This window comes from Anaerobiospirillum sp. NML120448 (genome assembly GCF_023050945.1).
Lineage (GTDB): Bacteria > Pseudomonadota > Gammaproteobacteria > Enterobacterales > Succinivibrionaceae > Anaerobiospirillum.
Genome location: NZ_JALKIM010000095.1, coordinates 1 through 12,206, shown reverse-complemented (window position 1 = coordinate 12,206; position 12,206 = coordinate 1). Strand labels below are relative to the sequence as shown.

General features: G+C 40.2%; 10 protein-coding genes. 6 read left to right on the top strand and 4 right to left on the bottom strand.

The features are described 5' to 3' along the window. Nucleotides 1–300: 300 nt before the first annotated feature. The 3 genes from MXE38_RS11160 to MXE38_RS11150 form a co-directional block, all read right to left on the bottom strand. Nucleotides 301–513 carry a hypothetical protein gene (locus tag MXE38_RS11160; RefSeq protein WP_246914924.1) on the bottom strand — a complete coding sequence of 71 codons (213 nt, stop codon included), beginning with the start codon at nucleotides 511–513 and terminating at the stop codon, nucleotides 301–303. 228 nt (nucleotides 514–741) lie between these two features. Next, on the bottom strand, nucleotides 742–3,264 hold the full coding sequence (locus MXE38_RS11155; RefSeq protein WP_246914922.1) for a ribonucleoside-diphosphate reductase subunit alpha: 2,523 nt from the start codon (nucleotides 3,262–3,264) through the stop codon (nucleotides 742–744). A 533-nt stretch (nucleotides 3,265–3,797) separates the two neighbouring features. Next, nucleotides 3,798–4,529, bottom strand: a complete 732-nt coding sequence (locus tag MXE38_RS11150; protein WP_246914919.1) for a LysE family translocator — start codon at nucleotides 4,527–4,529, stop codon at nucleotides 3,798–3,800. Nucleotides 4,530–6,359: 1,830 nt separating this feature from the next. Between MXE38_RS11150 and ruvC the strand changes: the two genes are divergently transcribed. The 6 genes from ruvC (at nucleotide 6,360) to MXE38_RS11120 (ending at nucleotide 11,294) form a co-directional block, all read left to right on the top strand. Next, nucleotides 6,360–6,938: a crossover junction endodeoxyribonuclease RuvC gene (gene ruvC, locus MXE38_RS11145; protein WP_246914916.1), complete on the top strand. Its 579-nt coding sequence runs from the start codon at nucleotides 6,360–6,362 to the stop codon at nucleotides 6,936–6,938. 52 nt (nucleotides 6,939–6,990) lie between these two features. Continuing rightward, nucleotides 6,991–7,635 carry a Holliday junction branch migration protein RuvA gene (gene ruvA, locus MXE38_RS11140; protein ID WP_246914913.1) on the top strand — a complete coding sequence of 215 codons (645 nt, stop codon included), beginning with the start codon at nucleotides 6,991–6,993 and terminating at the stop codon, nucleotides 7,633–7,635. Nucleotides 7,636–8,172: 537 nt separating this feature from the next. After that, a complete protein-coding gene (ruvB, locus tag MXE38_RS11135; protein WP_246914927.1) occupies nucleotides 8,173–9,159 on the top strand; it encodes a Holliday junction branch migration DNA helicase RuvB in 987 nt (328 codons plus the stop codon). Between the two features lie 26 nt (nucleotides 9,160–9,185). Then, nucleotides 9,186–9,641, top strand: a complete 456-nt coding sequence (locus MXE38_RS11130; protein ID WP_246914910.1) for a YbgC/FadM family acyl-CoA thioesterase — start codon at nucleotides 9,186–9,188, stop codon at nucleotides 9,639–9,641. A gap of 51 nt (nucleotides 9,642–9,692) precedes the next feature. Then, entirely contained in the window at nucleotides 9,693–9,905 is a 213-nt protein-coding gene (locus MXE38_RS11125; RefSeq protein ID WP_246914907.1) for a hypothetical protein, read from the top strand. 441 nt (nucleotides 9,906–10,346) lie between these two features. After that, the gene (locus MXE38_RS11120; protein WP_246914904.1) at nucleotides 10,347–11,294 is read left to right on the top strand and encodes a flagellin; all 948 of its coding nucleotides are present in this window, start codon (nucleotides 10,347–10,349) and stop codon (nucleotides 11,292–11,294) included. A gap of 391 nt (nucleotides 11,295–11,685) precedes the next feature. On the opposite strand, the gene MXE38_RS11115 is transcribed toward MXE38_RS11120, so the two are convergent. After that, nucleotides 11,686–12,096: a hypothetical protein gene (locus tag MXE38_RS11115; RefSeq protein ID WP_246914901.1), complete on the bottom strand. Its 411-nt coding sequence runs from the start codon at nucleotides 12,094–12,096 to the stop codon at nucleotides 11,686–11,688. Nucleotides 12,097–12,206: the final 110 nt, after the last annotated feature.

Below are 12,206 nucleotides of genomic sequence, written 5' to 3'. Positions count from 1 at the left end.
CTAACATTAGCTTAACCTCTAGTCTTGCTCCATGAAAACAAGATTTATATGGGGGTTATTAAAATTTGTTGTTTAGAGGTTACTTTAGTATGCAGAGTTCAGGATGTAGCTTCTTATAGAGCCACACAAAAATTTCTTTAATTAAAGGTATCTATTTTCTACAGATTAATCTTTAATAAAGGGCAGTTCCTAACTAGAGCGATCTTGATATTTAAGTTACTCCTTAGAATAATTTTGAAAACTATTTTAAACATAGGAAAATTTGCTAAGACTTACCCATAGATTGATAATTTGTGGCTTTCATCCACTGGGCAAGCCCAGTGGTTTTTCGCCACTATCTTTATAACATTGGAGGTGATATTGTTCTTGAGTAAAAGCAAACTCTTGTTGGGCTTGGGTTCTTTGTTCAAAAATGGGAAAGCTCTGCTCGTAAAGATGAGTAAAGTTGCTGTAGAGCTCATGTTGAGTGCTACGAATTTCTAAAGTGTTGATATTGGCAAGATCTAAACTCACCTCTACTCTCCTCATAAATTATCTTTGCTCAATCCGCCTTAATCCCAGCCATTCGGTGCTTGAGTGTGGTTGATGGCCCTTATGACATATTACTCAACTACAAAGGCAAGGAGAGTGAATCACTAATAAAGCGCATATGGCTTAAAGTGTTCATAATTTACCAATAAATAAGCCCCTAAAAAGGGGCTTATTTATCAAAGCTCTAGCATAGGCTATTGCTTATTAAGATTAAGCTGAGCAAGAGGCGCAGTCTTCAACCTCAAGTGCCTTGGAGCGTACGTAGTAAATGGTCTTTACGCCATTTTCATAAGCTTGCAAGTAGAGGTTTAATACTTGGCGCATGGTGAACTCATTAGTGATGTATAAGTTCATAGACTGAGCTTGGTCAATGTGACGCTGTCTTACACCACAGGCACGTACTGACCAGCTTTGGTCAATATTGTGTGCATTCTTATAGAGCCACCAGGTAGTATTGTTAAGATCTGGTGCTACACGAGGTAACATGCTGCCCTTCTTCTCCTCTAAGAAGTACTTGTTCATTACAGGGTCAATACCTGCTGTAGTACCTGCAATAATAGAGGTGGAGGAAGTTGGGGCAATGGCTAATAAGTAGGCATTACGCATACCTTGGTTAGCAACGATTTGACGTAACTCTTCCCACTTTGGAGAGGTGTACTTTCTCTTGGCAAAGTACTGACCTGTTTGCCACTCAGAGCCTTCAAATAAAGAGTAAGCACCCTTTTCGTTGGCAATATCAGAGCTGGCACGAATAGCAGCCATATTGATGCGCTCAAAGACCTTATCAACAAAGCTTAAGTGCTCTTCTGACTCCCACTTAATGCCATTTTTAGCTAGCATGTGGTGATAGCCACTCATACCAAGACCAATAGAGCGATACTTCTTATTAGTGATCTCTGCATAAGGGGTTGGGTAGAAGTTAAGATCAATTACGTTATCTAAAGCACGTACGGCAGTAGCAACTAAACTATCTAAATAAGCACCATCATTAACTGGAATGCGGCCTAAAGATAAGGAGGCTAAGTTACATACTACAAAGTCGCCTGGTACAGTAGAGGTAATAACCTTGACCTGACCATCTTCGGTATTAACAATCTTAATCTCATCAGAGGCGATTGGGCTCATGTTTTGAGCAATCTCAGTGCATAAATTAGAAGAATAAATGCAACCTGCGTGAGAGTTTGGATTGGCCTCGTTAACTAAATCACGGTTAAAGATAAATGGGGTACCAGTCTCAACAGCTGACTTGATAATGAGACGAACAATATCCTTAATAGCAATTTGGCGCTTAGCAATACGTGAATCATGGATACAATCTAAATACTTGTGCTCCCACTCATCACCAAAGCAATCTTCTAAGCAGAAACCCTTAACCTTCTTAATCTCGTAAGGGCACATTAAATACCAGTCACCATCGATATTTTCCTTTACTTGTCTCCAGAAGTAGTTAGGAACACAAATAGCAGGGAAAACGTCGTGAGCCTTCATACGGTCATCGCCGTTGTTGGTACGTAATTGTAAGAACTCTGGAAGATCACGATGCCACATATCAAGATATACGGCTACAGCGCCTTGACGTACACCTAATTGATCTACAGCAACAGCAGTATCATTAATTAAGCGGATCCAGCGGATAACACCACCTGCGGCACCTTCGAAGTTACGAATAGCAGAGCCCATAGCACGTACTTTACCTAAGTACATGCCCATACCGCCGCCAAACTTACTTACTTGAGCAAAGTTGTTAATAGAGCGGTAAATACCATTTAAGCTGTCTGGTACAGTATCAATAAAGCAAGATGATAACTGGTGATAAGGCTTGCGAGCATTAGCCAAGGTTGGAGTAGCCATAGTGACTTCCATCTTGGATAACATGTTGTAAAAGCGCTGTACCCAGTTCATGCGGTTATTGGTCTCATTCATTGCTAAGTGAAGAGCAATACCTAAGAACATTTCTTGAGGGGTCTCAAGTGGTACGTGCTTATGATTGCAAATTACATAGCGCTTAATGAGTAAATCTAAGCCTGAATAGGTGAATAAATTGTCACGGCTATTGTCAATAAAGCTATAAGCACGCTCAATTTCCTCTTGGGTATAGGCTTTGAGAATGTATTGACCATATAAGCCATGATCAGATAAGTAAGATAACTTATCGTAAAAAGACTTTAAGTTAAGCTTGGTTAATTCTTGAGCTAAGTTTAAGTGAAACTTATGGGCTAATAAACGGCCTGCAATCATCTCAAACTTAGGTGCAGTTTGAGTGGTAAGCTCACAAGCTGCCTTAATAAGAGAGTTTAACTGTTCATTAATGGAGGCATTGTGACCTGCACTAATAGCAATGAACTTAGAGGCTAAAACAGTTAAAGAGTACTCAGGCTCTAAGTAGTCATTTTGAATAGAGGCTAAGGTTGGCTCTAAAGAAACATCACCAGTGGCGGTTACTAAAGCTACACGAGCGGTACGTAGTTCAAAACGCTTCTGACGGTAAAGAATAAAGCTCTTGGCTACTGAGTAGAAACCTTGTTCCATTAAGGTCTCTTCAACAATATCCTGAATATTCTCCACGGTCTTTTCTACAGCATTGGTAACCCTCTGCGTAATAACGGAGACCAAACTATCCTTCTGATTGTCATCGAGCTTCTGGCCTACATTAGCAAAGGCTTTGGCAATAACTACCGCAATTTTATTGCTATCAAAAGTTTCGGTTTGACCTGAACGTTTTATGATTTGCAAGGTATATCTCCAGCTTTGAGCACCTATAGAGGGTGAGAGTAAACTCTCCCTTTAAGCTGTAGGTGGTAAATAGATTAGATTAAACAAGACACAATATAAGCTATATATGTGCCAACCAAACACAATATAAGGATCTACAACCGACGAACAAAAGAACTTTGCACAGCCTTAAACTTCATTGCTGATAAAGATGAGATATGTAGTGTTGAACACCCATAGCTAATAAGACTGTTATGAGGATATTGGCTCTATCCTTAATAAATTGTGGGAGGGGATTGTACACCAAAGGAGAGTAAAAAATCCAATGTGCACTAAGGTTGATTTAAGGCCAAATGTTAATTAAAAACCCCATGATTATGCCGTTTAAAGAAAGCAAAAAAAAGTTGCCATTGCATATTTTTAGCAAGAGCAAAGCACGCAAGTTTAGCTGTCCAATATGCCTGTTAGTAGGCATATTAGCTTATAAATTATAGTATTAATCCATAGCCTGCTATTTAGATTAATCGATTTATAAATTACATTTAATAAAGAGCTTATTCTGTAAGAGTCAATAAGGTAAAAACAGCCAAGGCTAGGAAGATAAAAGCGGCACTGTAGTTTAGTTTGATGTTGAAGCTAGGGCTATTGAAATAGGAGCTCAAAGTTCCAGAAAAGAGAGCTATAGAACAAAACACTATTAAGGTCATAAGTAAAAAAATAGCGCCCAACAAAGCCATATAAGCTGCTAATACCATGCCCTGAGCTGAGCTTGGTAAAAACTGAGGAAAGAAGGACAAAAAGAAGAGCTGAACTTTAGGGTTAGTAATGTTCATGATAAGACCACGATACACCAAGCGACGATAGCTAATATCACCAAGCTTATTGTGAGCCCGACTATGGTTATCAGCACCAGCGTCTGCCTTAGCGCCTGCACCTGCATCAGCGCTAGCACCAGCTCCAGCAGCAGATGCTGCTGCCTGAGATGATTCACGGCTTAAGGCTCGGGAGGCCTTAATTGCCTGATAGGCTAAATAGCATAAATAAGCAACGCCAATTAATTTAATGACAATCATCAATGCTGGAACGGCACTAATAAAAGCACTTAGGCCCACCACCAGACATAAAGTTTGAATCAAGATACCTAAACAGAGGCCAATAATTACCGCTATGCCCTTTTTCACTCCATATAAGGCGCTTTGGGTAAGTACAAAGATATTATCTGGGCCAGGAGCAATAGCTAAAATAAAAGAAGCTAGTGCAAAAGAGGTTAAAACACTAAAAGACATTTAGATGCTCAATCAATTAACAAAACTACAACAGCAAATGATCCAATTTTACTCTAAACGCCAAAGCTAAATAGCACGTGCCCCAATTTAGCAACTCCACTGCCCCTTTTTTCATCCTTTAGCCCAGACCAAATAAATAAGCCTATTGCTATTCAACCAACCAACCAACAAATAAACCAACCAAGCTTTGCTTAAGCTTTGATCAAGCCGCAACTTAAGAGCTTAATCCTAAGAGTTAGGGCTAGGGCTAGGGCTAGGGCTAAAGCCAGTGCAGAGTCAAGCAAATTCAAGCAAACATGATTAAAGCCACCGCATCACATTAGATGATAGGGGCTAACTGTTAGTGCTCATTACAGCTGGCCAAGATAAGGTAGAGCATGATATGTCGTGCTATACCAAGTCATGATAAAGAAAATAAGGTCTGGCAAGGGCAAGCTCATTAGGAGGCAAAGTGCAATTGGCTATTTGTTGAGCATGGGTAAGCTCTGAGGAGCCTTTTCAAGCATACGTGAGAGCTGCCAAGGCAATCATGGCTAAAGTTAATAAAAAGCTAAATGACTTTGGGTAGTACCGCTAAAAGTCATTACAACGACACAAGTTTAAGGTATTGGCCTAATAATGAGTTGCGGTAGCATAAAGGGGAAGAAATTGCTTAAGAAGGGTGAGACAAACAACCAAGAAACTATGAATAGGGCAAGTAATGCCTTGAACTTTTGAGAATTGGTCAGTCAGCGTATAGCTCTGTAAAAAAATAATAGTTCTTTGGCGTTTGTCTCAAGCATTGGTTAAATGCTTTTTGTTGTATTACCTGGTAGTGCTAGTACGGACTGCTATAGTAAGCACGATATATAGCAAGGGTGAGTGCTATATTTTGAGCATAAAGGGTAAGCACTCACTACTAGTAGCTATCTTGAGGTTAGACAAACAACAAAAAGCATATTAAAAGCAGGTTAATGGCATTCTCAACATGCTTTTAAAGAAAATTTAACATTTGATAATTTCTTTAACGGATGAGATATTACAAAATTTAATTAAATAGCTTGAAGTGCTGGTTCATTATTAGTATTACTTATGCAAATTTGCACTCTAATTTACACTAGTAGGTTCAGAGCTGGCTAGTATTATAGTGTTTGGAAACTTTAAGAATCTGAAAGATATCAAAAGAGTGCTTATTAAAATCGCTAAATACAGATATATAATTGCTGTTGCATAGATATATAAAAAAGCAAGATTATTAAGAATTTTCTATTTGAGGCAAGTTTTTAAGAACATCACAATGTTAAAGGCTGGATAACTTTGGTAGTTTAAATAGCTCTAAAACGACTAAAAAGCCTGATCACGTCCTGACTCCAGCCAGATTCTATGCTTGTTTTTACCACGTAGCCTTAATAAACCTTAATCACCTCCTGAGTTAGTGCTATGGTGCCTAGGGCATAGCAAAAAATCGTTAACCACTATTGGCTATGCCACTGACTAAAGTTGCCAGTAGCTTGATTTAAGCATCGTTAGCTTGTGGCTATCCTTAGGGTAAAAACAAAGTGACATATCTAATGGTAATTAACCTTCACCACCTAAAGCGAATGTTGGTCAACAGATATCCAAATCTGTCTACCCTAAAAAACTTAAGCTTAGTCAAAAGCGAAAAACATTTTTAACAGCAATCAAAAACGAAGGGCGCTTCCGCTCCTGTCTAAAGACAGGTGGCTTTGCGCTCATAATATGATGACAAGATCTATTCTGTAGGTTGAGATTACAAGCATTTTTTGCTTGCTATTGCTTCGAAAATGGCAATAATATTTATCTTAATTATAGGGTGGCGGTGAAATTAAAATGTCGCAAATTATTTTAGGAATCGATCCAGGATCACGCAAAACAGGTTATGGCGTGATTCAAATGGTCAACAATGAGCCTGTTTATTTAGGCTCAGGGTGCATTATGACTGGTAGTGATGCTTTATATAAGCGCCTGCTAATTATCTTGGATGGAGTAAACAATATTATTGAGCAATTTCATCCAGATGAAATGGCCATTGAAGAGACATTCTTATCCCAAAATGTTCAGGCCACAATTAAGCTCTCTGAGGCTCGTGCGGTGGCTATGGTAGCAGGAGCATCAGCAGGTCTTGAGGTTTTTGAATATACCCCTATGCAGATTAAGCAAGCGGTAGTAGGTTATGGTGCTGCTCAAAAGACTCAGGTGCAATACATGGTTAAAAGTCTGTTAAAGCTAAATGGCACGCCACAAGCTGATGCTGCTGATGCTTTGGCCTGTGCTATTTGCCATGGTTTTGCTTCTAAAGTAAATCGTATTTTAGGCCCAAACAATACTATTGCTACCAGTTCACGTGGACGCAAGGTATCGTCTCACTCTCGTAATTCTTGGCGCTCTTATACTCCTCCTCAGCAGTAATATGGGTAATTTATGAGCAAGAATAGATTTTTAGCATGTTAAAGGTGAAAAAATGATTGGTTCATTACGTGGAAAGCTCATTGGCATGGAAGGATTGAGTGCCTTAATTGAGGTTAATGGCGGTATTGGCTACGAAGTTGAGATCCCTGGTAATCTGCTTAGCTCCTTAAAAATGAATGAGGAATGTTTTTTATACATTCATCATGTAGTAAGAGAAGATGCAGATCTGCTTTATGGTTTTGATAGCCAAGAGTCACGCTTATTTTTCCGTGAGTTAATTAAGATTAATGGTATTGGCCCACGTGCAGCTATTGCCTTGTTATCAACTATGGATTTACCAACCTTTATTGAGGTAATTAATGCTCAACGTATTAATGCTTTAATGGCTGCTCCTGGTATCGGCAAGAAGACAGCTGAGCGTATCATTGTTGAGATGAAAGATCGCCTTAATAAATTGCGTATTGGTGAGCGTATTATTGTACAAAGTGCCAATGCTATTAATGCAGAGTTGGGCGTGGAAATGCCTCAAAACACAGTGGATGAAAATGCCTTTGCCTTTGATGATGCTATTCAAGCTCTCATGTCTTTAGGTTACAAGGAGAATATGGCTATTGCTACAGTTAAAGCCGTATTTGAAAAGGGCATGACCACAGAGCAAATTATTGTGGCCTCTTTAGCCAAGCTCTCTAAGGGCTAGAACAGCAACCCCAATGCATAAAATCTCAGTCTAGACTTGGCCTTTTCCAGCATCCTGGACCTAGCCCAGCACACCACAACAAACACCAGCTGCTGCACAGCAGCGGTGCTGCTAGGCACTAGGCCTTGCTAGACTGAGCTGCGCTGCGCTGCGTTGCGCTGAGCGGAGCTGCGCTAAGCTGCGCATCTCAGGCAATTCTTGCCAAGCCAAGCCAAGGCTGTCCATTGCTACTTAGTGGTTCTAGGGCTAAAAGCATTGCCGCTCTGGCTAGGTTAACTAAAGAAAATGGCAGGTGAACCTAATAGGTTAGATTGGTTGATGGCAGGCTGTATGAGCCGCTGATGGATAGGGGCTTCATTTTTTAGAAAGATTTAATAATTTGGGCTGTGCTATAATTTTTAGCCTTAATTCGTAAAAGCTTTATTAGTTAGCAAAAGTTAGGGGGGAAAAGTGGCTGATGCTAAGGGTATTGTGGCTGATGCGCTGCAAGTGGACTTAAGAAATGACGATCTTAATCCTCAAAAAACATTTCAAGAAATAGCTGCCGAGCTAACTGAGTCTAGCGAGGATAGAGCCCTTCGCCCTAAAACTTTATCTGACTATATTGGCCAAGAAGATGCCAAAAGCCAATTAGAAATTGCTTTAGCGGCAGCAAAAAAGCGTGGTGAGGCCCTAGATCACGTACTTATTTTTGGCCCTCCTGGTTTAGGCAAGACTACTTTATCTAATATTATTGCTAATGAACTTGGAGTAAATTTATCTACCACCTCAGGCCCTGCGCTAGAGAAAAAGGGTGATGCTGCGGCATTACTTACTAACTTAGCTCGTCGTGATGTGCTTTTTATTGATGAAATCCACCGTCTTAGCCCTGTAATCGAAGAATTTATGTATCCTGCCATGGAGGATTACAAGGTTGATATTCTTACTGGTGAAGGCCCATCGGCACGCTCTATTCAAATTGGTTTACAGCCTTTTACTTTAATTGGTGCTACTACTAGAGCTGGTACTTTAACCTCTCCTTTACGAGCCCGTTTTGGCATTATTCTCCAGTTGCAATATTACTCTCCAGAGGAACTTAGCATTATTATTAAGGCCTCTGCTAAGAAGCTTAAAATCAATATTGATGAGCTGGGTGCGCTGGAGCTGGCCAGACGCTCACGTGGTACACCACGTATTGCTAACCGCTTGTTAAAACGTGTTAGAGACTATGCTGAGGTTAAGGGTGATGGCGTAATTACCCAAGATATTGCTCATAAAGCTTTAGATATTTTAAAAATTGATGTCGATGGCTTTGATGACTTTGATCGTGCTTATTTACGTTGCATGATTTATGATTTTAATGGTGGCCCTGTAGGTATTGAGAGCTTAGCTGCTTCTTTAGGTTATGAGCGTGAAACTTTAGAAAATGTGGTAGAGCCATATTTAATTCAGCAAGGTTTTGTTCAGCGTTCTAGCCGTGGCCGTGTTGCTACTTATAAAGCATACGACAAATTTGACGAACCTATGGCCCACGCCAATAATTAAGATCTAACAAGAGGAAGGGGTAATAAATGAGTGATCTTGAGGTCTTTAAGAGCGAATTTCGTGTTTATTATGAAGACACTGATGTAGGTGGTCGTGTTTATCATGCTAACTATTTAAAGTTTTGCGAGCGTACCAGAACAGACTTTGTGCGTGAGGTATTAGGTTACAAGCAAAGCGAACACTTACAAGAAGATAAAAAGGGCTTTGTAGTGTCTTCACTTAAGGCTCGTTTCTTAGCTGGTGCTAAGCTTGAAGATGAGTTAATCGTAACTTGCATTCCTGTATCTTTAAGAAAAGCCAGTCTTGAGATGTACCAAGAGGTTATCGATAAGCACAGTCAAAAGGTACTCTTTGCCATGCAATCAACCATTGCTTATGTAAACTTTGCAACTGACCGTCCTGAGGTTATTCCTGAGGAATTTGCCAAAGCACTCCAAGCCAAAATGCCATCTCAAGATTTCAAAACAGTTAAGTTGCCTTAAGAGTCTTAAAAGCCTTAAGAACTGTCCAAATTAAGATAGAGGCTGCACCATATGGAAAACAAAGAAATTGTGCAATTACTTCCTAATAATAAGCGCCTTAAAAAAGGCGAATCAGCAGCCTCATGGATAGCCAGAATCATGGACGACCCATCCTTAGTAAAAACACTGGTACAGCATCAAGTACACCAGCAGCAACAGCAACTGCAGCAAAATACGCAACACCAGCAAGCTCCATTGCCAAGTGCAAGTACCGACCAAAACTAATACCACGGCCAAAGCCATGGCTAAAGAATCACATGGCTACTACTGCCACTAATCCAAATTCCATCCTTCAAAGTTTCAATAGCAAGTCAATCTTAGTGTTAGCAGCCACTATTACTATGATGTGGCATATTTTTTTACTTGAAATAGAGTCGTTTATAAGCACCGCAAAACACTAAAAAGCAGTAGTGAACTAGGTCTTTATTGGCAGCTTTAAATAATCTGGCATTTATATTGCGTATTAAAAATGTTGTCTAAAAAGACCATTTACCAGCCTATAGTGTGGTCTATAGAAAGTCTTTTTAGAAATCAAGGTACAAGATCATATTCGGTCTATAGTTTTGGGCATATCAAATGCCATTTTATTTACCAAAATAAATACCCTTCATGTCGTGGTATTTATATTAGAAAATAGCTGTTTCATCAGCTTAAGAGAGAATTGTTATGGCTCTTTACGTTAATACTAATGTAAGTTCGATCAATGCCCAGAGAAAGCTAACCAATGCTACCAATAGCCTCAACGTTAGCTACCAGAGACTATCCTCAGGCCTTAGAATTAACTCTGCAAAAGATGACGCTGCAGGCTTACAAATTTCCGATCGTCTCACCTCCCAAATCAATGGTTTAAATCAGGGAAATCGTAATACCAACGATGGTATCGCTCTTGCCCAAACCATTGAAGGTGCTTTAGACGAAACCACCAACATGCTCCAGCGTATCCGTACTTTGGCCGTGCAATCAGCCAACGGTACCAATACCGCCGAGGATCGTGCTGCCCTTCAACAAGAAGTTGATAAGCTCTCTGCTGAAATTACCCGTATTGCTAAGCAAACCACTTTCGCTGGCGCAACAGTGCTTGATGGTGCTAATAGAACTAATACTGGTGGAAAAAGTTTAATTCCTGGTGGTGCTAACCAAGGTAAGATTACTTTCCAAGTAGGCGCTAATGCTGGTGATACCTTAGCACTTGCTTGGTCTCGTGCCTTTACAATGTCGGGTCTTTACTCTCAAGTTCTAGGTAACAACTTCCAAGCAGATAAAGGCATTGCAAAAAGAAAAGTTGATAGTGCTCAAACAGAACAATTTGTATGGCAGGTTTCCACAGCTGATACTGCAACTAAAACATTAGCAAATATCGATGCGTTCATCCAAAAGGTTGATTCTAAGCGCTCCGAGCTAGGCGCGATCCAGAACCGAATGGAAAGCACCATTCGTAATCAGGCCAATATTTCTGAGAATGAGGCCGATGCACGTAGCCGTATTCGTGATACTGATTTTGCCTCTGAGACTGCTGCTCTTACTCAGAACAATATCATTCAGCAGGCCTCTCAATCAGTGCTTGCTCAGGCTAACCAGCGTCCTACTATTGCTCTTAGCTTGTTAGGTCAATAAAGAATAACAATATCTCTCTCTTTATATTTAGAGGCGGGCGTAAGTCCGCCTTTTTTGTTTTTGTAAAAAGCAAAAAAGCTAGAGGCTTTACTTGTGGGCAGTATAGTTTAGACCTTTGGGATTTTATGCTATCAGGGCTTAATTAGCCTAATAGCTAAATTGAAAGCACATTGTCCCCGTATCAACTCATAATGGGTCAATAAGCTTTTTGCAAATCGCTATGCGAGGCTAAGTCTAAGTTAAATCTATAGAGTAGTAGGTAATGAGTTTTCAAATTAACCACCAGCATGGCCAGGCTAGCTTTGCTCTGGCAAGGCTAGGCTAGGCCTATGCAGGCCAAGCCTACCAAAGCCTGGCCAGCTTGTGCTTGGTTGATTGGCCTAATCGTCAGTTAGCTTTGCTTGGTGAGGTTAAGCTTTGATAGGAGGTGGTTGATGGTATCTTGCTCTGATGGGGCAAGGGTTGAGAGGGTGGCGGTGTTGACCATGAGGTCAAGGTTGGCCTTCTTTAGTAAGATTTGTTGGGGCAGAGTGCTATTGTCAAAGAGCTGGAAGTGATCGGCTGCGGTAATTAGTTGGGGCAATAAGTTAATGGCTCGGTCGTAGCGGCGCTGCACAGTTAAATCATCAATAAAGTGGCCTCCTAGGCTTACTCTATGTTTGATGCGAGTGATGTTAAGATGTGGAGAGTTTAGCATCATAAAAACAATACGGGTAAAGTAGCCTAGTTGTTTTGCTTTGGTGATTAAGCGCAGCAGGGACGGGCTGGAGGCTGTAGTTTCTATAATTATAGTAAACGACAAAAATAATTAGGTATTAAAACATTTGAAAGAACATAAACTTTTGAACTTATCATTTGGAGCTTTGTACTTATCAAAGTAACCAAATAACTTATTCTCAAGAGAGGCTAAAG

Coding starts and splice junctions, on each gene's coding strand:
- MXE38_RS11125 (WP_246914907.1), top strand. CDS start 9,693: ATGGAAAACAAAGAAATTGTGCAATTACTTCCTAATAATAAGCGCCTT.
- ruvA (WP_246914913.1), top strand. CDS start 6,991: ATGATTGGTTCATTACGTGGAAAGCTCATTGGCATGGAAGGATTGAGT.
- MXE38_RS11120 (WP_246914904.1), top strand. CDS start 10,347: ATGGCTCTTTACGTTAATACTAATGTAAGTTCGATCAATGCCCAGAGA.
- MXE38_RS11130 (WP_246914910.1), top strand. CDS start 9,186: ATGAGTGATCTTGAGGTCTTTAAGAGCGAATTTCGTGTTTATTATGAA.
- MXE38_RS11150 (WP_246914919.1), bottom strand. CDS start 4,529: ATGTCTTTTAGTGTTTTAACCTCTTTTGCACTAGCTTCTTTTATTTTA.
- ruvC (WP_246914916.1), top strand. CDS start 6,360: ATGTCGCAAATTATTTTAGGAATCGATCCAGGATCACGCAAAACAGGT.